This is a genomic window from Pseudoalteromonas sp. AS71 (assembly GCF_038900275.1).
In the GTDB taxonomy this organism is placed as follows: domain Bacteria; phylum Pseudomonadota; class Gammaproteobacteria; order Enterobacterales; family Alteromonadaceae; genus Pseudoalteromonas.
Window position 1 is genome coordinate 148889 of record NZ_JBBMQZ010000009.1, and the last position, 26304, is coordinate 175192.

Below are 26304 nucleotides of genomic sequence, written 5' to 3' on the forward strand. Positions count from 1 at the left end.
GTTATTGCTTAACCCCTACAATGCTTTTATTAAACTTAAATAACAGCACTAAACAGGCAAACGAAATCGCCAATAAAATAAGTGAAAGCTGATGCGCCGCCGTATAATTTAACGATTCAACATGGTCATAAAGCGCAATAGACACCACCTGTGTTTGTCCCTGAATATTACCGCCAATCATTAATACCAAACCAAACTCACCCAATGTATGCGCAAAGCCTAAAGCAAACGCGCTACCAATACTGGGTTTTAAAAGTGGAATAATTAAATGCACAAAGCGTTTAAATGGGCTTAATCCAAGCGCAATGGCAGCTTCGTTATAGGTTTGATTAATATGTTTAAACCCAGCCACAAGAGGCTGCATTACAAAAGGCAGCGAATAAAAAAGCGAGCCAATAACAACGCCCTGAAAACTAAACGCAAGCTGTGTACCCGTTAGCCAAAACCAAAACTGCCCAAAAGCGTGATCAGGCGAAAATAAAACAAGTAAGTAAAACCCTAATAACGTAGGCGGCAGCACTAAAGGCATTGCAATTAATGCCTCTAAAAATGGTTTAAATTTACCGTTATAGCCAGCGAGCTTGTAAGCCAGTGGAATACAAAAAACAAGAAGGAGCACTGCGGTTATAAAGGCAAGTTTTATAGTTAACCACAGCGCGGTTAAATCACTTTGAAGCATTGTTGTCCTTTATTCTGTAACCTAATTCAATTAACTGCTGCTGCGTAGCTTCTGCCATTAAAAATTGCATAAGTTGCTTAGCGCTAGCATGCTTTTTAGTCGAGCTAATAATAACGCCTTGTTGAATTATATCGGGATATTGATTGGTAGGCAGCACGGTGTAATCTAAATATTTTTGATCTTGCGTGTTACTGTAAGCCGCCTTTAGTGATGAAACAGCCACCAGCCCTACGCCTACATTACCACTTTGGACAAACTGAAACGCATGCGTAATATTATTACCATACACATAATTTACTGGCTTTTTAAAATGGTTATTCGCGTAGTGCTCTGAGGCACGCCCGTATGGTGAAAAACGCGGATTAGCAATAGCTACTTTATCATTTACTTTTTCAGCTTTTGGTTGCCACAAAGCAAGTTCGCCTAACGCGTAAGTGATTAAACTGCTTTGCTCGGCATAGCCTTCTTTAATAAGCGATTGCGGTCGAAAATCGTCAGCCGATAAAAACACATCAAATGGCGCGCCATGCACTATTTGCGAATATAAAACACCGCTAGAAGCAGCTGATATTTTCACGTCAACATTAGGTAATGGGGATTTTTTTAGTAGGGTTTGCAATACAGTTTTAAAATTACTCGCTACGGCTACTTGCAGCGTTTCTTTTGCGTTTACGCTGCACGAAAGCATGCATGCTATAAGCAAAAAATAACCCAACCATGTATTGTAAAGCTTTGACATTATAAGTATTGTTTCAAAATAAAATGATTTAAGTAAGCAATATATATGAACGATGTTTGCAATGCACCCGGTTTATTACCAATTGAAACTGCAATACAAAATATACTTGGCTCAATAACGCCTGTTAAAGACGTTGAAACCATCACTATAATGCAAAGTGTTGATCGCGTTTTAGCAAGCGATGTTAAATCAACTATAAACGTACCCGCTCATAACAACTCTGCAATGGATGGCTATGCGCTGTGTATTTCAGATAAAAGCTTAACTTATACACAAGTAGGTAGCGTGTTTGCGGGTCAAGTTTTTGAAGGAACGCTTACCCCAGGGCAATGCGTAAGAATAATGACCGGAGCCGCCATTGCACCAGGCGCTAACGGCGTTGTAATGCAAGAAAACGCCTCGGTAGATGGCGATAAAATTACGTTTACCGCGCAACCAGAGCTAAATGAAAACGTGCGTTTTGCTGGCGAAGATATTGCAATAGACGATGTTATTTTAAAAGCAGGCGATAAATTAAAAGCCGTTGATGTGGGGTTACTTGCATCGTTAGGGATTGCCAATATAGACGTGGTGAGAACTTTAAAAATAGCCGTACTTTCTACAGGCGATGAGCTAATTGAACCTGGTCAGCCTCTTAAGCAAGGCGCTATTTTTGAAAGTAACCGCGCTGTTATTATTAGTGCGCTGCAACAAAAAAATATCGACGTGATCGATTTAGGAATAATCCCTGATGACAAAGAACTCATCACCAATGCATTTTTAAAAGCGAATGAACTCGCCGATGCCGTAATAAGCTCAGGCGGCGTATCGGTTGGAGAAGCCGACTTTACTAAAGAAGTGCTCAACGAAATTGGCGAAATTCACTTTTGGAAAATAGCCATGAAACCAGGCAAACCTTTTGCCTTTGGTAAACTAAGTAACAGTTACTTTTTTGGCTTGCCAGGTAACCCTGTGTCGGCTGCTGTTACATTTAATCAGTTAGTAGAGCCTGCACTGCAAAAACTGTCGGGGCTTGGTGAAGTAAATCCTAAAATGCGCTTTAACGCTGTTACTACATCCGTTATTAAAAAGCGCCCTGGCAGAGCCGACTTTCAGCGCGGCACTGCATCAATTAACGAGCAAGGTGACTTGATGGTTGCCCCATTTAATAAACAGGGCTCGGGTGTACTTTCGTCGCTTAGTAAAGCTAACTGCTTAATTGTAGTGCCTGCGCAAAGCGGCAATATCGAAAAAGGCGCAACAATAAGTATTGAGTTGCTATAAAGTATTGAGGTGTTATAAAGCCTAACATGCTACAGCTAACTGTATAATTTAGCCGTAGCGCTACTCTAATTTAAAATATTTTTATGTTTAGAGTTTGGATTAAACAGTTTAACTTTTCGCTACGTCCTACAAACTCTTCTTTGCTGAACCTATTAATACACTTCAGCGCGTTTTTAGTAGCAAAGTATCTGTCATAACTTAGGCTTCTTTCGCATTTAACGCTATACGTTGAGGGCCAAGAGCCACCGGCACCCGTTGCTATGCCAACAACGTTACATGTAGCATCTATATATTGCTCCCATGCTTTTATTTGCGCTTTAACTGCATCTACTTGGTAATCATCAGTTAGTTGCGGGTAGATCTCATCCATCATTTTACTGATTTTAGTTTTGTATCTATTGCCCTCTAAATTATAAGTATTGCCCGTGTGCATTGCACCGCCTTCTGGCCAATCATCAGTACTTTGTGCAAATGCGCCAAATGATGAAATAGCAAAAGCAAACCCAATAATAATTTTATTCATTTTAAATCCCTTTAATACCAATCTGCTTATATATGGGGTCTATTTAACGTTAAGAAAATTACGCTAGAACTAGGCAAAAATTTTTGTATCTAGTTGTTCTAAATAAAAAATTTTTAACGACGTTATAGTGCAATTTAATTCGTTAAATTGATCAAAGATTTATGCAGGTTGGTATAATAGTTAGACCAGATACCTGTAAAAAACGCCTATAAAAAATGCCGCTAAGCTTAACTGAGCGGCATTATATTATTCAATAAGCTTTTAAAGAGGCCTATTAAAAACCAAATATTTTTAAATCAAAAAACTTAGTCGCCACTGTATTTATAAATATTACAGCTAGAATGACAGGAATAAACGTTGAAAGTGAAAAGTTAACGTACTTTTCCATCAAGCTTCCCGCATAATTAGGCGAACCTAAGCTTAGCTCTTGTGTTAAGCGTGCTTTTTTCCAGCGGTACATTACAAACAAACACACCATTAAGCCATTAAGCGGTAAAATTGTGTCGTAAAATACATCAACAATAATATCAAAAAAGCTCTTACTAACGCCGCCATAACTGGTGAAAGATGTAAGGCTGTCAATCATACCAAACGACATTGTACATAAAATAGTAAGTACACCGGTTGAAAGTGTAAGGATGCCCAGTGCTTTTTTACGGCTAATACCTTTACGGTCGCTTAGTGTTGCAGTCGGGACTTCCACTATTGAAACAAGTGAAGTAATCGCTGCAAAAAATACCAATAAGAAGAATGAGAACGCAACAATAGACGCACCTACATAACCAATATCATTTTGCAGTGCTAATAATATTTTAGGTAGGTATACAAAAATCATTGATACGGACGAATCAGAAAGTGCTGATGGGTCTGTATTTGGGTCAAAGCTAAATATCGCTGGCAACACCATTAGCCCCGCTACAAACGCAACGAGTGAGTCAGTAATAGCGACCATTTTAGCACTGCTTACAATGTCATCTTTTTTAGAAATGTACGACGCGTAAGTCATTAATATACCCATACCCAGCGATAGCGAGAAAAACGCTTGGCTTAATGCGCCATTAAGTACACTTGCACTCATCTTAGAAAAATCAGGAATAATGTAGTATTTAACACCGGCCATTGCGTTATCAAGCGTTAATACATAAGTAACTAGAGCTAGTAGCATAACTAATAAAGCGGGCATTAAAAATTTGGCGGCTTTTTCTATGCCTTGTTTAACACCACCTAACAAAATTAAGTTAACGATAATAACCACAACAGCCATATAACCAAACACAGTGTAACTATTAATAAAAACACCAAAGTGGCCAGGATCTGCAAGTAAATCTAAATTACCGAGGCCTGTTTGCGTTAAATAACCAAAGATCCAAACCGTAATCACCATATAAAATACAGCAATCATAAATGGTGTAAGCACCGCAAAAAACCCAGCTAACTTCCATTTTTTATCGTTATTAGATAATAGTTTGTACGAACCAAGTGGATCTTTTTGAGCGTTACGACCCATTGCCATTTCAGCCATCATGACTGGTAAACAAATGAATATGACAAATAAAGCGTAAATTAATAAGAATGCGCCACCACCATTTTTAGTAGCAGAAACCGGAAAACCAACTAAATTACCAATACCAACAGCTGAACCGGCCGCTGCCATTATGAATCCAAGGCGGGAACTAAATCGTTCTCTATTTTCGCTCATGCATAAAACCTTTTTATTATTTTGTATATTTCAGCGACTCTACCAGTGTTACACAGAGATTTTCAAGCAATTACAGCTTAAAAATAAAATCGAAGTGTAAACCTGTGTAAATACGCTTTTAATTCACCAATTTTCAACGCTGTGGTAGTATTGCGTTAATCAAATTTAACAATTTTATGAGATTCCTTATGTTGTACATGATTCACTCAACAGACGTTGAAAACAGCTTAGAGCTTAGAAAAGCAGCACGCCCGGCACATTTAGCACGCCTTAGTGAGCTTGATTCACAAAACCGTCTACTTACCGCCGGTCCATTACCGGCAGTTGATAGTGAAGATCCACAAGAAGCAGGTTTTACTGGTTCATTAGTGGTTGCTGAATTTGAATCAATTGAAGCAGCTCGAGAATGGGCAGCAGCAGATCCTTATGTTGCCGCGGGCATCTATGAAAATACAATTGTTAAACCTTTTAAAAAGGTATTTCCTGCTTAAAAAGTATTAAACCCTAGAGCGTGCGTTGCACTGTAATTCAGGGTTTGTTCACAGGATTTTAATTAAAATTATCAGGATAAAAACGAATTTACCGTTTTTACTTGAATTTTAGTAACTTAGTTAATTAAACTAAGTGAGTCTGGTCTAGGAGTTTTCCGTTATGCGCGTATTATTAAGCCTCGGTTTTATTGCTTGTGTTAGCTTAGCTAACTTTAGTCAAGCAGCAACCGCCACCCAAGCATCTCATGCTGAGGTGGACAAAAAGAAAGCCGTAATACTTGCAAAGAAAACAATTGGCGGTAAGACATTAAAGATCACTGAAAAAACAGATTTTTATACCGTACGAATACTCAAATCTGACGGCCACGTCGTTGATTTACATATTAATAAAAAAACCGGCGAAGTGAAAAAGGATTAAAAATGCGAATTTTAGTTATAGAAGACGATTTACATTTAGCAGATAACCTACGTAATGCCTTAGAAAAAGAACGTTACAGCGTGGATTTATGCCACGATGGTGAAGCAGGTCTTTTCCACATTACAGAATACCCGCTTGATATGGCCGTAGTTGATTTAGGTTTACCTAAAATAGACGGTATTGAGCTAATTAATAAAGCACGAGCACAAGGCATTACAATCCCTATTTTAATCTTAACCGCGCGCGATCGCTGGCAAGATAAAGTAGAAGGTTTAGATGCAGGTGCCGATGACTACCTTACTAAGCCATTTCATGTTGAAGAGCTTATTGCCCGTTGTAATGCATTAATTCGTCGCAGTGCTGGTAAAGCAAATCCAGAAATGACTGCAGGTCCAATTAAAATCCATACACGTTCACAACAAGTATGGGTTGATGACAAAGAACTTAGCCTTACAGCTTACGAATATAAAGTACTTGAATACTTAATGGTAAATCCGCAAAAAGTAATTTCTAAATCAGAACTGACTGAGCACATTTACGACCAAGATTTCGACCTTGATTCAAACGTAATTGAAGTATTTGTACTTCGTTTGCGTAAAAAGCTTGACCCTGAAGGCGTACTAAACCCAGTAGAAACACTACGTGGGCGTGGTTACAGGCTTAAAAGCCAGTGGTAATACCGCAAATATCGTTAAAAATAAGGCAAGGATTTATCCTTGTCTTTGTTTTGTTAGTCGCACTTCCTATCTTATTTTATTCAATTGGTAAGGCGTATTACGCTTCACTTGTTGATGCGACAGAAAAAACCCTCGAAGCACAACTCTACTCGCTAATATCTGAAGTCGATTTTACTGAGCATGGTATTATTATGCCCAGCACTATTTTAGCGCCTGAGTTAAACAGATTAAATTCTGATACCTACGCAATGATCTACCGCGATGATGACCCGGTTTGGAACTCAGAGTCGGCTGTAAATTTAAACTATGTACCTCAAAAAATAGAGACCAAGGCAGGTGCTGCCGACTTTAGGCGTGTAGAATATAATAATACCGCTTATTGGCAACTTAGCCTGACTGTAATTTTAAACAACATAGATCAATCAGAACAAGCTCGCTTTATATTAGTTAAACGTAACGACGCTCTACTTCGTTTAATGGATGGCTTTAAACAAACCCTTGTAGATTGGATGTTTATCATGGGGATTGCAATTGCAGGCCTGATGGCGATTGGTTTCATTTGGAGCGCTCGCCCACTCCAACGACTCGATAAAGAAATAAAAGCAATTGAATCCGGCGATATTCAAGAAATTAAAGGCCTCTACCCAGTAGAACTGCAAACAATAAAAGCAGATCTAAACTTGCTACTTGAGTCGCAACAACGCCAAAAGGAACGCTATAGAGCCTCATTGAGCGACCTTGCTCATGCACTCAAAACGCCGCTGGCTGTATTAAAATCAAGTCCATTGGCAAACGATGCCGATGCACAAGAACAACTCGACCGCATTAATGTGATGATCGAGCACCAATTAAAACGTGCTGCAACAGGCGCATCAGACACATGGAAAAAACAAACCCCTGTTAAGCCAGTACTCGATTCAATACTCAGTGCTATGGCAAAAGTATATCGTGATAAAGATATTATTTTTAGCTGCACTGTAACTGAAAAAGATTATTTTTTAGGTGATCAAACAGATTTAATGGAATTACTCGGTAACTTGATTGATAACGCGTGTAAAGCATGTCGCTCGCAAGTAGAAATACAAGTAATCCAAAGTAAAACCCTGTGTATTGGAATTAGCGACGATGGTCCTGGCGTGCCAGAAGATCAGCGCGAATCTTTACTTACACGTGGTACTCGCCTCGATACTTACGAAAGCGGACACGGCGTAGGCATGGCGATTGTATCAGATTTAGTTAAGTCGTATCACGGTACGCTAACCATTACCGATGCTGATAAATTAGCCGGCGCTCAATTTATTTTAGAGTTTAACTACAATGACAAAAAGTAACTGTTTATTAAAACTCACTGCCATTGTGCTAGTTGCTGTAAGCCAGTACAGCTTGGCAGATGAGGCATGTACTTTAGCCGCTAAAGCAACAACCGATGAAGCTAAACGGTATATTCAATGCTTAGACACCCAAATTGATAAAGCAAAGCAAGTACAAGGTAGTTGGATACAAAAGCGCAAATATGAGCTAACTAAATCACAAGAAAGCACAGGTAATACTCAAGTACTTCCGTTATTTATGCGTAGCATTACTAATAGCGAAAAGTACCTGGAGAGCGCCTGCCAATGGCGCTATTTAATAAAACTTCCTAATGCGACAACAGCTGCAATTAGCTATAAGCTCTGTGAAATTGAGCTTATAAATCAATTTACAGAATCACTAAAACACCCATTCTAACGAAACTAATTAGTTAAGTTATTCTGTACACTCCCCGCTCCGCTTGACAATTTATTTATATCAAAACAAACTATCTACTAGTAGATTGCTAAATGGGTAATAAAAATGACTAAACCAGTAATAATTATAGGTGGCGGACTTGCCGGCTTATACTGTGCGTATAAATTACAACAACTTAATATTCCGTTCTTATTACTGGAAGCTAAATCGCAATTAGGCGGTCGAATTTTTGCCGCGCAATCACCAATAAATAACGATGTTAGTTTTGATTTGGGCCCTACGTGGATATTTCCCCACCAACCAAAAATTCAAGCTTTAGTAAAGTCACTCAACTTGAGTATATTTGAGCAATACAACAAAGGTGATGTGTTATATCAAGCACCTAATTCCAAGCAGCCTCAACAAATTGCAGGTGCTGGAGATATGCAGTTATTTAGGCTTAAGCACGGCATGAATACCTTAATAACTGCCTTATACGCGCAACTTAATCCTGATTCAGTGTTATTAGAACACAATGTCACTGAGCTTAAAAAAGGTGATAACAACTGGCAAATTACGGTAAATCACTTAGGCAATATAAAGCACTTTACTACTGAAAAACTAATTTCAGCAATTCCTGCTCGTATGGTTACAAAACACTTAACACCTGAACTATGGGCGACTCCAACACTCATAAACCGCCTTAGTAGTGTACCTACATGGATGGCAGGACAAGCCAAATTTATAGCTACTTTTGAACATGCATTTTGGCGTGATAAAAACTTATCAGGGCAGTGCTTTAGCCGCGTAGGCCCTATGGCCGAGATTCACGACGCCAGTGCTGAAGATGGCAATTACGCCGCATTATTTGGCTTTATAGGTGTGCCCTACTTATCACGAAACCAAGTAACTCAAGAGCAATTAATTCAAGCCTGTGCCCAGCAGCTTAGCTACTTTTATGGTAAAGATGCAGAAAAGGCAACGGGGTACTTTATTAAAGACTGGGCAGACGATAAGTTTGTAGCGAATAGAGACGATCAAACTCAGCCTTCACAGCACCCAGAATTTGATTTTTCTGGCTTGGATGAGCAATTAAATAACCTAAATATTCATTTTGTAGCGAGTGAGTTTGCAAAACAAGAAGCGGGATATTTAGAAGGCGCAATAAACGCAGTGGATGACGCTATTAAATTGTTTGTTAATTAATAGTCTTGTATTTACTCTTAACGTAGCCATCAAGGGCTTTAATTTTACAGCCCTTGATGGCTATAGATGTTAGTTATTTTTAGCAACGTCTTCGCCACTGCCTAGTAGAGTGGCAACCCACTTACCTTCTGCACTGGCTTCTAGGGCTATTTTTACAATCATAGTTAATGGCACAGATAAAAGCATACCTACAGTACCTAATAACCAGCCCCAAAATATTAATGATAAAAATACTACTAGCGTTGAAAGACCTAGCCCTTTGCCCAAAAATTTAGGCTCTACAATATTACCCATTACCGTATTTATTGTTAAATAGCCTGCAGCAACCAATCCCGCAATTAACGGGCCTTGAGTAATAAGTGCAAGTAATACTGCCGGTACAGCCGCAATAATTGACCCAATATTAGGAATGTAATTGAACATAAACGCCAATACGCCCCAAAGCACAAAGTAGTCTACATCCAAAATCCATAAGTAAAACGCAGCAATAATACCCGTACCTAAACTTACTAGCGTTTTAATTGCCAAATATGAATTAATAGACTCTAAAAAGCGGTCAATTTGCTTCATTTTGCTATCAGGATCTTCAAGTGCCATGTGTATTTTTTTGCTCAGCATTGGCCCTTCAAACAGCATAAAAACAACCGTTAAAATAATTAAAAACATGTTTGCCATTACGCCACCTAAACCGGTGAGCATATTGGTGGCTACATCAACCATTTTACCTGGGTCGAACATATTGATTAACTGATCTTTATTGATCAATATATTGTATTGAGATGCTAAATCTACCAGCCATACAAATTCTTCTTTGAGTTGTGTTTTATACTCAGGAAGTTGCTGCGAAAAATCATTTATTGATTGCCCTACAAGCCCGCCAAGGCTCACACCTAAGCCAACTATAATAAGCACCACCAACATAACAGCAATGCCTTTAGGAATTCGGTAGCGCGCAAAAAACTTGATTATCGGATTACAAATAATGGCAATAAACGCTGCCAAAATAAACGGAATAATAATTACACTTGCTGCTTTTATCCCCGCGAGTACGACCACTAAGGAAGCAAAAACTATTAAGCTTTTATTTACTCCAGTTAAACTTGCCAATTTATTAATCCTTTTATTAATTATATGGCCTTAGTGTAAGGCAAAAGGTAATTAAATGAAATAATGACGAAGTGATCATAAAAGCCTGTTTTACGTATAAATTTGCAAAGCTGTTTGCTAGCGAGTATGTTTTTTAATCACTTGCTACTATTTTATTGTAAGGATTAATAATGCATATATTTGTTACTGGCGCGACAGGATTAATTGGTAAGCACTTATGCCCTTTTTTACTTCATCATAATACTGTTACTGTGCTTAGCCGAAATCCAACTAAAGCTAACGTATTACCGGGACATAAAGTTAAAGCCGTAAGCAATGTTAATACAGTAGATTTTAACACCGTTGATATTGTTATTAATCTAGCTGGCGAACCAATTGTAAATAAACGCTGGAGCGACAAGCAAAAGCAAATAATACGCGACAGCCGTATTGGTATTACGCAACAAATTAGCGAAGCTATTAAAGCTTGTAGCACTCCCCCGCATACTTTTATTTCTGGAAGTGCTGTTGGCTTTTATGGTCGACAAAATAGCAACCCTATTGATGAAACCTGTGAAAATCCGCATGATGAATTTAGCCACCAGCTTTGTAAAGACTGGGAAAATGCAGCGCTACTTGCGCAATCAGAACAAACCAGAGTGTGCCTATTACGCACGGGTATTGTTTTGGCCAAAAAAGGTGGGGCATTAAGTAAAATGCTACCCGCTTTTAAATTGTGTTTAGGTGGCCCTATTGGTGATGGCGAGCAAGGTATGTCGTGGATACACATCGACGATATGATTCAGCTAATACTTTTTATTATTAGACATCCTGAAATATCAGGTCCTGTTAACGCAACTGCACCAAACCCTGTGAGCAACGCTCAGTTTAGTAAAAGCTTAGGCGAAGCGTTATCACGACCTGCATTTATCCCTATGCCAACAGTAGTGCTTAAACTATTAATGGGTGAAATGTCAGACTTACTTACAACGGGGCAATTTGTAGTTCCTAAAAAAGTACTAGCTCATAATTATCGTTTTCATCATCCAGATATTAAATCAGCTTTAGAGAGCTTGGTTTAGCTGGCGTTAATAATTCTTAAGGTAGAATGCAGAAAATTGAAAAGCAATCCTTTTAACCGAATTGACCTTTTCTTATTAATACATAATAATTACACACTTAATTGAATATATATTTCATCATTTTATAATAAAGAGAATAAATCATGTTTCATTTACCTACTGTGATCTTCCTCTCTTTTATTCTTAACTTACTCATAAGCTTATTCTTTCTCTCAATTTATAAATATAAAAAACAAACATCTTTTCTACTATTTGGTTTAGCCTGTGCCACATTTGCTTTAGCAGAAATACTGGCATGTTTGCGCTTATACATAGACTTTCCTTTGATAACCCACTACTTGGCTAGTATTTCTATGATTATGAGCCCACTTTTAATTATTATTGGACTATATAAATATAAAAATATACAGAATATTAGTTTAATGCCTCTTTACTGCATATTTGGGTTTTCTGGTTTATTGTTATTGGCAATTTATCCTTTCGAAGCAGCAAAAATGCTAACGAGCTTAGTAATTGCCGGATTATTTATTTACACGGCGTATTTAATCAAAAGCATGAGCTTTGTTGCTAAAGCCCAGAAAAAGGCGTTGATCACCTGCTTTTTAGTGCACAGCGGTGTTATGTTTTTAAACGTAATATTTCTACTAATACCGGTACTGAGCTCGAGTATTCAGGATGTAGCAACGCCTTTACAAATTGTTCTTATTAGTCATTTACTATTAGCCACTCTAAGTGCTCTTATACTGCCATTTTTGTTATTTTCTAATAGTGAATACACGCTATCGAACCTTGCGAACACCGACTCTCTTACACAATTATTTAATCGAAGAGGCTTCTTTAATAATGCCAAAGAAACCCTTAAACAACCTAACAACAGTGATAAAAACGTATCTGTAATTATCCTAGATATCGACTTTTTCAAGCGTGTAAATGATAAGTACGGCCACGACACCGGCGATCAAGCAATTAAATGGATTGCGCAGCACATAAAAGAGCAATTTATTGATGAAGGTATTTGCGCCAGAATAGGCGGTGAAGAGTTTGCTATATTACTACCAGACTATTCTCTACGAGCAGCTAAAGAATATGCAGAACACTTACGTGAAAATATTTCTAAGCATCCATTTTATTATCAAAACTCGCATATTAACCTATCTGTAAGCGCCGGTGTGAGTAGTGCACTAAATGGTAAAATGAGTGTAAAAGACTTACTGTCGCTGGCTGATAAGCGCCTTTATCTTGCTAAAGAAACTGGCAGAGATAAAGTAGTCAGCTTTGACGAGAAAAACCTCTTAATGCAGTGCTAATTATTTTATAAGTAATTATAAAAAAGGCCCCTCTTATAAAAACGCGGTACCCCTTTGTATTTATAGCGACCAGTTCCTATTAAGTTATATCAATCAGCTCAAGTGTTTATGCAGGTTACCTCTACATAAAAAAAGCCCTTCATTCGAAGGGCTTTGGTATACACACAATAGAGTTAATAAACTACTTACAAGACAGTGTGGCTTCGCCTGCCTTATTTGGCACAAACTGAATATTAGCTACAGAAATTGATGCTTTACCATTGCTGCGTAAGCTAAATGGGCTTGTTAGGTTTGCAAAATTAACACCCTTATCAGCAAAGCAACCTAAATCGATTGATACTGACTGCCATTTATTCTCAATGGCTTTATCCACTACGTTTGCTAAATCAATGCTTGCACCACATTCACCCGAGCAAGTCATAGCAAGTGCTATATCGCTCGTTAGTGCTTCGTTTAATTTAATATCAAAGCTAATCACACTATCGGCTTCAACGTAGGCAATGGTATCTTCTGCAAAGCTTGTTACTATTTCAGCACTGGCTTTTTCTGTACCGCTGAAGTTAAATTGGCGCGCGTCTTCTTGTACTGTTTTATCCTCAGTACGGTATTTAATTGCACCAAATTCATGGGTACTGCTCGATACATCTAAAAGCTCATCGCCCGATTTTAACAATAAGCGCCATGGTGCTACAGGTGCACCAACAAGTATATCCATACTCGTAAGCCCAGAGTTATCAAGTTTAGAGTCTTCATCAAGGTCGTCAGCTAACACGTTTTTATCGCCGTACGATAAGCCAAAACCATAAGGGAGTAATGGGTCGTAATTTTCATCGCCTTTATTAACCGCAGTTTGTACTGCTGATTTAGGCCAAGAAAACGATAATTTACCTTTAAAGTTATTTTGAATGGTGCCGTCTGCCGCTTTTAATAAAACATCAGCAATACCTGCGCCTTCTGTACCTGGCAACCATGCAGCTACAAACGCGTCAGATGCGTTAAGTTCGCTGTTAACCCACATAGGTCGACCTGATATAAACACAGATACAACAGGAATGCCTTGCTCTTTTAGTGAGTTTAAAAGTGCTAATGATTTTTTATTTCCGCGCTCAAACTCAAGGTTATCTTTATCGCCGTGCCCTTCTGCGTAAGGTTCTTCACCAAATACAACAATGGCAACATCAGGACGTTGCTCAAACGTACCATCAGCGCTTAAAGTAACACTTCCACCTGCTGCAGATATTTGATCTTCAAGCCCTTTATATATCGAAGTAGCACCAGGGAAATCAGCATTTTTATTATTAGTACCTTGCCACGTAATACTCCAACCACCCGACTGTTTACCTATATTATCGGCACCATCACCTGCAACAAGTACGCGTTGATTAGCTGCGATAGGCAATAGGTTATTTTTATTTTTGAGTAACACAAGTGATTCGCGCACAGCTTGACGTGCTACTTCGCGGTGCTCTTGGGCACCAATTAGCTCTGTTTTTCCAGAGTAAAGACGCTTAGCCGGGCTTGGTTTATCAAATAAACCAGCGCGAAGTTTTACGCGTAATATTCTGCTCACTGCGTCATCAATACGCGACATACTAATTTCGCCTGACTTAACTTGCGCAATTGTATTGTTATAAAGAGGCTTCCAGGCACCTGTTGGCACCATGAAAATATCAAGGCCAGCATTAACGGCTTGCGCACAACTTTCGTTAGTACAGCCTTTAATTTGACCGTGACCGTTCCAATCGCCTACTACAAATCCATCAAAACCCATTCGTGTTTTTAATACATCAGTAAGTAGATATTTATTGCCGTGATTTTTAACGCCATTCCAGCTATTAAAAGAAGCCATAACCGATTGGCTACCTGCTGATAAACCGCCTACATAGCCTTGTGCGTGAATATCAAATAATGATTGTTCACTGTCGATATTATTACCCTGATCATCACCATCAACCGTGCCACCGTCGCCAATAAAGTGCTTAACGGTACTAATTACACGCTTGTCACTTAAAAAATCGTCATCGGCTTTACCTTGTAAGCCATTTACTATGGCTGCTGAGTAATCATGTACAATTTTTGGATCTTCTGAGTAACCTTCGTAGGTTCTTCCCCAGCGATCGTCTCGCACTACGGCAACTGTGGGTGCAAATACCCAATCAATACCCGTAGCCATTACCTCTACTGCAGTAATCGATGCTATTTGCTCGATTAAATCAGGATTATTCGCCGCGCCTAAACCAATGTTGTGCGGAAATAACGTCGCACCAATTACATTATTATGGCCATGTACTGCATCGGTGCCCCACATAGTTGGGATACTACTGCCATCAACTGAGTCGTCGACAGAAGCTTGATAAAAGCTCTCTGCTAAGGCTACCCAGTCCATTGGTGTTGCATGTTTGTCGCCATTAGGGAATGCGCCACCGCCATTAAGGTATGAACCGAAGCCATATTTACGCATGTCTTCAACGGTAATATCACGAATTTCTGGCTGAATCATTTGAGCAACCTTTTGCTCAAGTGTCATGGCCTTTAAATAGTTAACTATTTTAGCTTCAATATCGGCATCTTTTTTTACGGCAATATTAAGTTTTGGCCAAATTTGCGCTGTTTTAGATAACGTTTCATTAGTTTCAACCGATGTCACTGCGTCGTTTGAGCAAGCCGATAAAGCACCTACTGATGCAATTAATGTTGCTAAGGCTATTTTATTAAGTGTAAAAGGGGTTTTCATTATAGAGTCTCCTGCGCTTGAACTGGTTTGCTACCGCTTAAACCATAGAACACGATAAATATGTAACATAAAATAGGTAAAACATACGAAAGTTGAACACCCACACTATCAGCAAGTGCACCTTGTAAAAGTGGCACTATTGCACCACCCACAATCGCCAAACACAAAATACCAGAGCCTTGAGCTGTATGTTTGCCAAGTCCATTTAACGCTAAACTAAAAATAGTGGGGAACATAATAGAATTGAATAAACCAACCAATAGTATTGACCACATTGCTAATTGACCCGACGTGCTCATGGCAATAACGACTAAAATAATAGCCATGGTTGCGTTAAAGCCAAGTACTTTACCAGCAGGTAATTTTTGCATTACAGCAGCACCAATAAAACGCCCAACCATAGCACCACCAAAATAATAAGTGATGTAATGAGCTGCAGCATGCTCTTTTAGCCCTGCTATATTTTCTTGTGCTAAAAAGCTTACTAAAAAGCTACCAATTGCCACTTCGGCGCCTACATACATAAATATACCCACAGCACCTAATACAAGATGGCGATACTGCCAAGCACTGCCTTCAATTGCCTCTGATTTTTCGGCTTCTGCTTTTTGCTCGCTCATAATGTCTGGTAATTTAAGCCATGCAAAAATACCGGCTAGTAAAATAAGCATTGCAGCTAAAAGGAGGTAAGGAAGTTGTACTGATTCTGCATTTTGTGCAGGTGTTAAAAAGGCTTCTGACGCTGAGTCCAGAATTAACAGAGCACCAAATGATGGCGCAACCGTAGTACCTAACGCGTTAAAAGCTTGGGTTAGTGTTAAACGAGACGACGCAGTTTTTGCTGAACCCAACAAACTTACATAAGGATTTGCAGATACTTGTAATAACGTTATGCCACTGGCAAGTACAAATAAAGCAAATAAAAATACAGGATAACTATGTAAAGACGCTGCTGGGTAAAATAAGATACACCCTACTGCCGCAATTAAAAGCCCAACCACGATTCCTTTTTTATAACCAAGCTTTTTAACAATGTATCCACTAGGGAGTGACATTAAAAAGTAAGCGCCAAAAAAGCAAAACTGCACAAGCATTGCTTGAACATAAGTTAAATCGAAAACCGCTTTTAAATGCGGAATCAAAATATCATTTAAGCAGGTAATAAAACCCCACATAAAAAATAGTGAAGTTAAAGATGTAAGTGCAAAACCATAGTTTTTATCTTGGTGGTTTTGCGACTGTGTGTGTGATGTCAGTGGTGCTGAACTAGCCATGTGCTCTCCGCAATTTATTATTATAAATTGATCTTCAATAAGTAATTAATACAAACCCCGCTAAGGCGCAGTATTAAAGAGTTGACCTGAAGATTAATTAACATTAATCTAAAAATGTAAGCGCTTTCACGGCTAATTAAATACGAACATGTTACATATTTCAACAACTTTTATTTTTAATAATGTTTTGTAACCGCTGAAAGTCAGTAAAAATAGGCGCTAAGCGTGCAATTAAGTTCTCAAAAAGGTTTGTAACCAATGACAAAAATATCATTACCATTTAATTCACCTCTATTAACAAAAGACTTTGTTTATGGTGTAGCAACAGCATCATTTCAGATAGAGGGCGGGTATGAGCATCGCTTACCGTGTATTTGGGATACCTTTTGTAGTACTGCAGGTAAAATTGCTGACAATTCACATGGTCATATTGCCTGCGATCATTACAACAATTGGCAACAAGACATAGATTTAATAGAGTCTCTAGGTGTTGATGCTTACAGGCTTTCTATTTCATGGCCTCGCGTTATGACTCAAGACGGAAAGTTAAATCCTGTAGGCGTTAAGTTTTATACTGATATTTTAGATGAGCTAAAACGAAAAAATATAAAAGCCTTTGTTACTTTGTATCACTGGGATTTACCGCAACACCTTGAAGATGAAGGCGGCTGGCTTAACAGAAAAACAGCTTATGCATTTGAGCAGTACGTAGAACTAATTACTAACGCATTTGGAACACGAGTGTATTCTTACGCTACATTAAACGAACCCTTTTGCAGCGCGTTTTTAGGTTACGAGATTGGCATACATGCCCCAGGTCTAGTAGGCAAGCAGTATGGTAAAAAAGCAGCTCATCACTTATTACTCGCTCATGGTCTGGCTATGAACGTGCTAAATAAAACATCGCCTGATACTCAAAACGGCATTGTGCTTAACTTTACACCCGCCTACCCACTTACAGATACTCAACAAGACATAGACAGTGCCAAATACGCTGATGACTATTTAAATCAGTGGTACATGAAACCAATAATGGACGGTAAATACCCTGATATAATTAACCAACTACCTGAGGATCATTTACCAGAAATACACCCAGGTGATATGGAATTAATTTCTCAGTCAATTGATTACTTAGGCATTAACTTTTACACCCGCCAAGTTTATAAAGCGCACCCTACTGATATTTATGAACCCATTACACCTACGGGTCCGTTGACAGATATGGGATGGGAGGTTTACCCGCAATCGTTTACCGATTTGCTTGTATCGCTTAATAAGACATACACCCTACCGCCTATTTATATAACCGAAAATGGCGCAGCAATGCCCGATACATATAATAATGGCGAAGTTAACGACTTAGACCGTTTAAGTTATTATAATACTCATTTAAACGCAGTTCACAATGCAGTTGAACAGGGTGTTGTTATACGTGGCTACTTTGCTTGGAGCTTAATGGACAACTTTGAGTGGGCAGAAGGCTACTTAAAGCGCTTTGGTATTGTTTATGTTGATTATAAAACGCAGCAACGTACTATTAAAAATAGTGGCTTAGCCTATAAAGCACTTATCTCAAATAGATAATAATAAGCACAAAGCGGGATAAACAATCATGGTCAGTGTAAAAGAAAAAATAGCGTATGGCTTAGGCGACACCGCCAGTAATATTATTTTTCAAACAGTTATGATGTTTTTAATGCTGTACTACACAGATGTAGTAGGTTTATCGCCTGCCGTTGTTGGTACTATGTTTTTAGCAGTGCGTATTTTTGATGCCGTAACCGATCCATTAATGGGTAACCTTGCTGACAAAACACATACGCGCTGGGGGCACTTTCGCCCCTACTTACTTTGGCTTGCACTTCCTTTTGCTATTATAAGTATTTTAGCGTTCACTACGCCCGATTTAGAAGGCACCGATAAAATAATTTATGCCTTTACTACTTACACACTTCTTATGGTTGTCTACACCGCTATTAATATCCCTTATTGTGCATTGGGCGGCGTACTTACTGCAGATGTAAAAGAGCGCGTTACTATTCAGTCTTACCGGTTTGTATTTGGTATGCTAGGCGGCGTAATAGTAGCGGGTTGTACTATGCCAATGGTTGAGTATTTTGGCCAAGGCGATGCTGCCAAAGGCTATCAATACACAATGACTGCAATGAGCATTTTAGGTTTTGTACTGTTTTTACTTTGTTTTTTAGGCACAAAAGAGCGTATACAACAGCCAAAAGAGCAAAACATTCCTTTTGCCAAAAGTGTTAAAGCCTTAATTAAAAACGATCAATGGCGAACTCTTTGCTTAGCTGCATTTTTTTTACTTACCGGACAAGTATTAAGGCTTACGCTTGCTGTTTACTACGTAAAATACTATTTAGGTCGAGACGATTTAATCACCTTATTTATGACGCTAGGTGTTGCAGCAAGCATGGTAGGTTGTGCTTTAGCTCAACCACTTGCAAAGCGCTTTTGTAAGATAAAGGCCTATATAAGCTTACAAGTTATTGCCGCCGCTATTTGTGGTTTTAGTTACTTTATTAGTAAAGACTCTTTAGTATTGGCATTTGCGGCCTTTATTTTATGGAAATTCTTTTTAGATATGGCAACCCCGTTGTTGTGGGCAAAAATGGCCGACACCATAGATTACGGGCATGAAAAAACAGGTGTACGCATTACGGGTTTGGTTTATTCAGGCGTCATATTTTTTATTAAAATGGGCGTGGCTGTAGGCGGTGCAATTGCAGGCTGGTTATTATCTTTTTACAGCTATCAGGCCGATGCAGTACAAACCCTCGACACCCAACACGGTATTTTACTTTCATTTACTGTACTACCTGCTTTTGGCTCATTATTTGTTGCCTACATAATGAAAAAATATACACTAACTAATCAAGTTGTTGAAAATATTCAATCTAAACTAACAGCTAGTTAAGATATATACTCTAAGGTATTATTTAGCCGAAGTAGTTAAGGATAAGCGAGTGAACAAATAACATGGCAACAATTTATCAAGTCTCAGAGCTTGCGGGCGTATCGTTAGCCACCGTTTCTCGCGTGATGAACAAAAATACCCGCGTAAGCGATAAAACTAAACAAAAAGTGCTTGATGCCATGGAGCAGCTTGGCTACAAGCCCAATTCAATAGCGCAATCTTTAGCCTCTAACTGCACTAACAGTGTCGGTATTTTAGTGTCTGAGTTACATGGTCCTTTCTTTGCCCAAATGATGGCTGGTATTGAATCAGAGCTTCGTGCTGCGGGTAAACACGTTATTATTACCACCGGACACAGTGAAGAAGACAAAGAGCAAGAAGGCATTGAGTTTTTAATTAGCAGACGCTGCGATGCCATTATTTTGCACGTAGAAGCCGTCTCAGACGACTACCTTATAAAATTAAGCCAAGGCTCTACACCTGTTTATTTAATGAGCCGTTACGTCGAGCAACTAAAAGACAACTGTATCAGCCTAGATAACCAATTAGGTGGCTACCTGGCCACTAAATCGATATTAAATCAAGGCCATACACAAATAGCGTACATTGCAGGCCCGCAGTTTAAAGCCGATGCATTTAATCGCTTAGAGGGTCATAAACAAGCCCTTACAGAAGTTGGCGTTAAGTTTGATCCTGCTCTTTATTATATTGGCGACTTTAACGAAACTGGCGGTAGTAAAGCCTTAAAACATTTTATTGATGAAAAACTTAGCTTTACCGCACTGGTATGTGCCAATGACGAAATGGCATCCGGTGCTATGAAGTACGCACGAGAGCACGGTTATAATTTACCAAACGACTTATCGATTGTTGGATTTGATAACGTTATTTTTGCAAACTACCTGTACCCTACACTCACGACCATAGATAATCCGGTCGGGAAAATGGGCGAAATGGCAGCAAAACTAGTGCTTAAAGACGTATATCAAAATAAAAACCTCGTTATAAATCGGTTTTTTGAACCCACTTTAATGCAGCGAGACTCTTCAGCACCGCTTATTAAATAAAAGCTAAAGGCTAAAAACGAGTACAGAATTTGGTACAAAAAAAGCGGCTAAATGCCGCTTTTTATAGGTTAGCTACTTAGCTAAATGCTGATCACTTAACAATCCAAGGCGTTACTTTTATTACTTGCGATATATCGCCAAGCACCGCGCTATCATCTTCCCAGCTATCTTCAACTGCAAAGTAACATACTGACTTTTCACACGTTATGCTCTTATCATCAAATTGCATTGGGCTTTTAAATGTAACTGCTACGCCCTTTTGCTCTGGTAATAAAAACCACATTAATTTACTTACAAAAAAGCCCGACAAATCAGTTAACAGCTCATCAAGTTCGTCGTTAATGGTATATAACGACTGCTTTGAAAACGCTAAACCTTCAAGTTCGTTTGCTTCTATTTGTAGCTTTAATTGGCAATCGTGCACAGGATTGAGAGGCTCTACTACAATGACCGCTTTATCGGTATCAAGCTGCTTATCGAACGGCAATAGTAATTGTGCTTTATCGGTAAAGTTAAGTGGATACTCGTTTCTTTCGGTTAAAATAGTACCGCTTTTAATCGCACACGTTTCATTAGTACCAATATCACTAATGTAAAAGTTAACTCGCGCATATTGAAAATCGCCTTTGTTAACAATTTTTAAGCGGTCGTAAAAACCGTCATACGACATCACAAACTCTCTGGCATTTACATTAAATGCACTAATGCTCAGCAGTACTAACGCAATAGCGTTGGTACAATTAAAAATGTATTTATTCATCAAAGTAGGCTCTATTTTGGCTAATCATGGTGTTTAACTCTTCTATATACGCTTCACCGCGCTCAGAGTAAGACATTAAACCATGTGTAAGTTCAGTCGCTAAAATTGGTTTTTGCTCAAGACGTAAGTTTTCACGTATTGCGCGCAAATCTTTATAAGCAGGATGCGTATTTATGTTTTTAAAGTAAGAGTTTATAGCAGCTCTTACCGATTTAAACGCAGCAACTTCGTGCGCAGCCCCGGTATTACGGCGTTTTGGCACCATGCCACAACCTTTTGTGTAACACCACTGACCAAAAAAGTTAAGGCCAATACGTGCAAAACGTGATGTGCCCCACGCAGATTCATTTGCAGCTTGCATAAGCGCTAATTCTTTAGGAATTATATCAACACGGCGTAATGCTTGCGTAAGTATGAGCGTATCAACCGTGGTTGGTAAGCCGTATGACTTTAAAATTTTAGCAATATCTTTGCTTTGCTTTTTTTCTAAAGGTAATTCGTTTTGTAGCATCATGCGTGCTATTTCTAGCTTAGCGCGTTGCTGTAGTATTTTTTTGTTTTCGGCTTCTACATGCGGGCGGATAAAGCTAAAAAATGCATGTTTTTTTTCTTTTACATCACTAAATTCAGAAAACTTAGGTAATTTTACGTTATGTAATGGTTTTTCTTTTTTCTTCACTTTTTTGGGTTGTTCTGACGTTTGTTCATCCTGATCAACGTCGTCACTTTGTATAAACGGATATGCAAGCGCCCATACAAAAAATACGGTTAACAAAAACTGAAAAATAATTCTTAGCATGTATTCTCTCTTTCAAACAACTAATTATGCATGGTTAATACACAAGCATACGAAGGCACATTATACCTAAGCCACTTTATAAACGCGAATAACGAAAAGTAGTGCATTTGTTCATTCGCAATTTATAAGTCCATGGGTATACTGGGCAAAGTTTAATAATATTAACTATGTGTGAGTAAGCAGTATGGATAAACAATGGCAAAGCCGAATAATAGAGCAATATAAACATCGCCCTAACGATAACCGCTCGCCGTGGCAGGTCGATCGTTCGCGTATTATTCATGCCGCTGCATTTAGACGTTTGCAAGCTAAAACCCAAATTATGGGTATTGGCCTAAACGACTTTTACCGCACTCGCCTTACCCACTCTTTAGAAGTATCGCAAATTGGTACTGGCATATTACGCCATTTAAAAGCGAAACATAGCGACTTTACGCACTTTCCATCAACCGGACTGCTAGAAACACTCTGTTTAGCGCACGATATTGGCCATCCGCCTTTTGGGCATGGTGGTGAAATAGCACTCAATTACATGATGCGCGATCACGGTGGTTTTGAAGGTAACGCACAAACACTGCGCATAGTTGCAAAACTTGAGCCCTACAGTAATGGCCACGGCATGAACCTCACTCGTCGTACTTTATTAGGCTTTATAAAATACCCCGCGTTTATTAATACGCTTTGGCATAACATTCCTGACGATACAACCGGTCGTGCATTTATAAAAGCGGATGATTGGAGACCTGCCAAAGGGTTATACAACGACGATGCAGCCATATTTAATTGGATAGTAGAACCACTAAGTGAAAACGATAAAACATTGCTAGGTAGCCATGCCGCTATTGATAAGTACCGCGCTAAAACAACGTATAAATCGCTCGATAGCGCCATAATGGAACACGCCGACGATATAGCGTACGCGGTACACGACTTAGAAGATGCCATTGCAACCCACGTACTCACATTAGACGATTGGCAAACTCATGCTCTACCTCATTTAAAAGCACTAAATTTTGACTGGTTAAACACCATGCTTGAATCGCTGACCCAGCGTTTGTTTTCAAAAAATGATTATGAGCGAAAAGATGCCATAGGTGAGCTGGTTAATACCTTTATTATTCATATACATTTAGATGTTCAAAACGATGACTTTGAATGCCCTATTTTAAAGTACACCGCTAAATTAGATGCCCAATACGACAGTGTATTGCAAATACTTAAGCATTTTGTGTTTCAACGTTTAATACGTGACCCCGAAATGCAGCAAATAGAATTTAAAGGTCAAAATTTACTAATAGAGTTATTTACGGCGTTTGCTAGCGATCCGCTGCGTTTATTGCCCGAAACAACACAAGCACAATACATAGAAGCGCAAAAGCAAAGCCAAGGTATGCGTATAATTTGCGATTACTTAAGCGGAATGACCGACGAGTACGCTTATAAAACGTATCAGCGATTGTTTTCACCTATGCAGTAGCTGACTGCTAACTGCTAACATTGAAAAGGCCGAGTAAATTAAATTTACTCGGCCTTTTTGCTCAGCTATTAAAGTTAGCTATTTAGTTAAATCGCTTTTATAACGACTCTACACCCATGTTGTATAGCGTAAAACCAAATATATCAGCGTACTGCTCAATTGTTTTGCTTGTTGGAGTACCTGCGCCATGCCCTGCATTGGTTTCTATGCGAATAAGCGTTGGATTATTACCCGTTTGCTTTGCTTGAAGCTCAGCGGCAAACTTAAACGAATGCGAAGGGACAACGCGGTCATCATGATCACCAGTTGTGATCATAGTGGCTGGATACTCAACACCTGCTTTTACATTATGAAGTGGTGAATAACCTTTAATGTATTCAAACATTTCTTTGCTTTGCTCGCTCGTACCGTAGTCGTATGCCCAACCAGCGCCCGCAGTGAATGTGTGGTAGCGCAACATATCAAGTACGCCTACAGCAGGTAGAGCCACTTGAAATAAGTCTGGACGCTGCGTCATCACTGCGCCAACTAACAAACCACCATTAGAGCCACCGCGAAGTGCTAAGCGCTTTTTAGACGTGTACTTTTTATCTTTTAAGTACTCAGCCGCTGCAATAAAGTCGTCAAACACATTTTGCTTTTGCAATTTTGTGCCTGCATTATGCCAGTCTTTACCGTACTCACCGCCACCACGAATATTAGCAACGGCGTACACACCACCTTGTTCAAGCCATACTGCATTAACGGGGCTAAAGCTTGGCGTTAAACTAATATTAAAACCACCGTAACCATATAAAATAGTAGGGTTTGAACCATCAAGCTTAATGTCTGTTTTATAGGTGATTACCATCGGTATTTTAGTACCGTCTTTTGATGTGTAAAACACCTGCTCAGACGTGTAATCATCGCTATTAAAATCAATAGCCGACTTACGATAAACACCCGATTCACCCGTAGTTACATCAAACGTATAAGTAGTGCCTGGTGTTTTGTAGTTAGTGAACGAATAATAAAGCGTTGTTTGATCTTTTTTACCGCCAAAACCACGTGCAGTACCCACGCCTGGCAAGGAAATATCGCGAATTAGCTCGCCTTTTTTGTTGTACTGTTTTACCTGCGAAATAGCATCAACCATGTAGTTGGCAAAAAAGGTATCGCCACCTTTTGTCAGGTTTAGTACGTTTTTGGTTTCAGGAATTAAATCAACCCAATTTTCAGGGCTTGGATCGCTTGCATCAACCGTCACTACTTTTTTGTTTGGTGCATTAAGGTTAGTAACTAAAAACAGCTTGCTGCCTTCGTTATCAATCACTGATGTATCTGAATCAGTATTTCCTACAACCGTTACAAACTCACTGTGTTCTTTTGCTAAATCTTTTATAAACAGCTTATTGCCCGAAGTAGATGTACTAGCTGAAATAAGTAAGTAGCGGCCGTCATGAGTTACATCAGCGCCTACATAGCGATGTTTTTGCTCATCAGTTTCACCAAATACAACACTATCAGCAGACTGAGCAGTACCTAGCTTATGGTAATACGCTTTATGCTGATCTGTTTTAGCCGAAAGCTCACTGCCTTTAGGCTTTTCGTAGCTTGAATAATAAAAGCCTTCGTTGCCTAACCAGTCTATACCACTAAATTTAACATCAACTAGCGCTTCTTCAACTTGCTCTTTAGTATGTGCATCAATAACTATAATTTTACGCCAATCGCTGCCACCTTCAGATATTTGATACGCGAGTAATGAGCCATCTTTTGAAAACGATAAACCCGACATAGACGTCGTACCATCGTCACTAAACTTGTTTGGATCTAAAAATACTTCTACGTCGCCGCCATCTTTACTGCGATACAAAACATACTGATTTTGCAGGCCATCGTTTTTATAAAAATAGGTGTAATCGCCTTCAGTAAAAGGAGCGCCTATTTTTTCGTAATTCATTAGTTTTTCAAGGCGCTGCTTTAACTTATCGCGATAAGGTATCTGCTCTAAATAAGAAAACGTTAAATTGTTTTGCGTTTTAACCCAATCGGCAGTCTCATCGCTCATATCATCTTCAAGCCAACGATATGGGTCGCTAACTGCTTCTTCAAAGTAGGTGTCTACGATATCGCCTTTTTTTGTCTCTGGGTATATAACTGCATTAACTTGCTTCATTGGTGCTTTTACTTCTTCTTGAGTTACCGTATTAGTTGGCTCTGAACAGCCGCTAAGCGCTACAATTACAGCACATGCTAGAGTGTGTTTAAACATCCTGAGTTCCATTCTTATTTATTAATAGTGCACATAAGTTATTAACTTTTAGCCCTTTTGTCTATTTAGATGCGTTAAGCGCCATTTATCGCTGTAAACAAATGTAAACTTACGCTTTAATAGC

23 protein-coding genes are annotated in these 26304 nt (G+C 39.0%); 13 read left to right on the plus strand and 10 right to left on the minus strand.

The annotated features are described in order from the left end of the window. Position 1: 1 nt before the first annotated feature. Entirely contained in the window at positions 2 to 679 is a 678-nt protein-coding gene (gene modB, locus WNY98_RS09015) for a molybdate ABC transporter permease subunit (protein ID WP_002959821.1), read from the minus strand. Continuing rightward, positions 666 to 1418 carry a molybdate ABC transporter substrate-binding protein gene (modA, locus tag WNY98_RS09020; RefSeq protein ID WP_342877699.1) on the minus strand — a complete coding sequence of 251 codons (753 nt, stop codon included), beginning with the start codon at positions 1416 to 1418 and terminating at the stop codon, positions 666 to 668. The genes modB and modA overlap by 14 nt, the downstream gene beginning before the upstream one ends. Before the next feature lie 45 nt (positions 1419 to 1463). Here modA and glp point away from each other — a divergent pair, with 45 nt between their 5' ends. Further along, a complete protein-coding gene (gene glp / locus WNY98_RS09025) occupies positions 1464 to 2681 on the plus strand; it encodes a gephyrin-like molybdotransferase Glp (protein ID WP_342877700.1) in 1218 nt (405 codons plus the stop codon). Positions 2682 to 2751: 70 nt separating this feature from the next. On the opposite strand, the gene WNY98_RS09030 is transcribed toward glp, so the two are convergent. Both WNY98_RS09030 and WNY98_RS09035 read right to left on the minus strand, forming a co-directional pair. After that, the gene (locus tag WNY98_RS09030) at positions 2752 to 3204 is read right to left on the minus strand and encodes a hypothetical protein (protein WP_342877701.1); all 453 of its coding nucleotides are present in this window, start codon (positions 3202 to 3204) and stop codon (positions 2752 to 2754) included. A 274-nt stretch (positions 3205 to 3478) separates the two neighbouring features. Then, positions 3479 to 4903, minus strand: a complete 1425-nt coding sequence (locus WNY98_RS09035; RefSeq protein WP_024599116.1) for a sodium-dependent transporter — start codon at positions 4901 to 4903, stop codon at positions 3479 to 3481. 188 nt (positions 4904 to 5091) lie between these two features. On the opposite strand from WNY98_RS09035, the gene WNY98_RS09040 reads away from it, so the two are divergent. From WNY98_RS09040 to WNY98_RS09065, 6 genes are all read left to right on the plus strand, one after another. Continuing rightward, entirely contained in the window at positions 5092 to 5394 is a 303-nt protein-coding gene (locus tag WNY98_RS09040) for a YciI family protein (protein WP_024599115.1), read from the plus strand. A gap of 160 nt (positions 5395 to 5554) precedes the next feature. After that, a complete protein-coding gene (locus WNY98_RS09045; protein ID WP_024594903.1) occupies positions 5555 to 5812 on the plus strand; it encodes a PepSY domain-containing protein in 258 nt (85 codons plus the stop codon). Between the two features lie 2 nt (positions 5813 to 5814). Further along, the gene (locus WNY98_RS09050) at positions 5815 to 6489 is read left to right on the plus strand and encodes a response regulator transcription factor (protein WP_007375447.1); all 675 of its coding nucleotides are present in this window, start codon (positions 5815 to 5817) and stop codon (positions 6487 to 6489) included. Next, entirely contained in the window at positions 6483 to 7820 is a 1338-nt protein-coding gene (locus tag WNY98_RS09055; protein WP_342877702.1) for an ATP-binding protein, read from the plus strand. Before WNY98_RS09050 ends, WNY98_RS09055 begins: the two co-directional genes overlap by 7 nt. Further along, positions 7807 to 8217 (plus strand): hypothetical protein, encoded by a 411-nt coding sequence (locus WNY98_RS09060; RefSeq protein WP_342877703.1) that lies wholly within the window; start codon positions 7807 to 7809, stop codon positions 8215 to 8217. Before WNY98_RS09055 ends, WNY98_RS09060 begins: the two co-directional genes overlap by 14 nt. Before the next feature lie 105 nt (positions 8218 to 8322). Beyond that, positions 8323 to 9402: an FAD-dependent oxidoreductase gene (locus WNY98_RS09065; RefSeq protein ID WP_342877704.1), complete on the plus strand. Its 1080-nt coding sequence runs from the start codon at positions 8323 to 8325 to the stop codon at positions 9400 to 9402. Positions 9403 to 9471: 69 nt separating this feature from the next. Here WNY98_RS09065 and WNY98_RS09070 read toward each other — a convergent pair whose 3' ends face one another. After that, a complete protein-coding gene (locus WNY98_RS09070; protein WP_342877705.1) occupies positions 9472 to 10509 on the minus strand; it encodes an AI-2E family transporter in 1038 nt (345 codons plus the stop codon). Between the two features lie 170 nt (positions 10510 to 10679). On the opposite strand from WNY98_RS09070, the gene WNY98_RS09075 reads away from it, so the two are divergent. Together WNY98_RS09075 and WNY98_RS09080 are read left to right on the plus strand one after the other, a co-directional pair. After that, entirely contained in the window at positions 10680 to 11570 is an 891-nt protein-coding gene (locus tag WNY98_RS09075; RefSeq protein WP_342877706.1) for a TIGR01777 family oxidoreductase, read from the plus strand. 353 nt (positions 11571 to 11923) lie between these two features. Then, entirely contained in the window at positions 11924 to 12877 is a 954-nt protein-coding gene (locus WNY98_RS09080) for a GGDEF domain-containing protein (RefSeq protein ID WP_083707603.1), read from the plus strand. 181 nt (positions 12878 to 13058) lie between these two features. Here the strand turns inward: WNY98_RS09080 and WNY98_RS09085 are convergent, their stop codons facing one another. Both WNY98_RS09085 and WNY98_RS09090 read right to left on the minus strand, forming a co-directional pair. Continuing rightward, positions 13059 to 15611: a glycoside hydrolase family 3 N-terminal domain-containing protein gene (locus tag WNY98_RS09085; RefSeq protein ID WP_342877707.1), complete on the minus strand. Its 2553-nt coding sequence runs from the start codon at positions 15609 to 15611 to the stop codon at positions 13059 to 13061. Then, positions 15611 to 16885, minus strand: coding sequence for a sugar MFS transporter (locus tag WNY98_RS09090; RefSeq protein ID WP_197185838.1), 1275 nt, complete (start codon positions 16883 to 16885; stop codon positions 15611 to 15613). Before WNY98_RS09090 ends, WNY98_RS09085 begins: the two co-directional genes overlap by 1 nt. Positions 16886 to 17143: 258 nt before the next feature. Here WNY98_RS09090 and WNY98_RS09095 point away from each other — a divergent pair, with 258 nt between their 5' ends. From WNY98_RS09095 to WNY98_RS09105, 3 genes are all read left to right on the plus strand, one after another. Continuing rightward, complete coding sequence (locus WNY98_RS09095; RefSeq protein WP_342877708.1) at positions 17144 to 18472, plus strand: GH1 family beta-glucosidase; 1329 nt, start codon at positions 17144 to 17146, stop codon at positions 18470 to 18472. 28 nt (positions 18473 to 18500) lie between these two features. Beyond that, entirely contained in the window at positions 18501 to 19823 is a 1323-nt protein-coding gene (locus WNY98_RS09100) for an MFS transporter (protein ID WP_165734906.1), read from the plus strand. A gap of 62 nt (positions 19824 to 19885) precedes the next feature. Further along, positions 19886 to 20890 (plus strand): LacI family DNA-binding transcriptional regulator, encoded by a 1005-nt coding sequence (locus WNY98_RS09105; RefSeq protein WP_342877709.1) that lies wholly within the window; start codon positions 19886 to 19888, stop codon positions 20888 to 20890. Between the two features lie 91 nt (positions 20891 to 20981). Here WNY98_RS09105 and WNY98_RS09110 read toward each other — a convergent pair whose 3' ends face one another. Both WNY98_RS09110 and WNY98_RS09115 read right to left on the minus strand, forming a co-directional pair. Next, entirely contained in the window at positions 20982 to 21650 is a 669-nt protein-coding gene (locus WNY98_RS09110) for a DUF2987 domain-containing protein (RefSeq protein ID WP_024600125.1), read from the minus strand. Next, on the minus strand, positions 21643 to 22449 hold the full coding sequence (locus WNY98_RS09115) for a glucosaminidase domain-containing protein (RefSeq protein WP_024600124.1): 807 nt from the start codon (positions 22447 to 22449) through the stop codon (positions 21643 to 21645). Before WNY98_RS09115 ends, WNY98_RS09110 begins: the two co-directional genes overlap by 8 nt. Positions 22450 to 22633: 184 nt before the next feature. Between WNY98_RS09115 and WNY98_RS09120 the strand changes: the two genes are divergently transcribed. Beyond that, a complete protein-coding gene (locus WNY98_RS09120) occupies positions 22634 to 23926 on the plus strand; it encodes an anti-phage deoxyguanosine triphosphatase (protein ID WP_342877710.1) in 1293 nt (430 codons plus the stop codon). A gap of 97 nt (positions 23927 to 24023) precedes the next feature. Here the strand turns inward: WNY98_RS09120 and WNY98_RS09125 are convergent, their stop codons facing one another. Then, a complete protein-coding gene (locus WNY98_RS09125) occupies positions 24024 to 26180 on the minus strand; it encodes a prolyl oligopeptidase family serine peptidase (protein WP_342877711.1) in 2157 nt (718 codons plus the stop codon). Positions 26181 to 26304 lie beyond the last annotated feature (124 nt).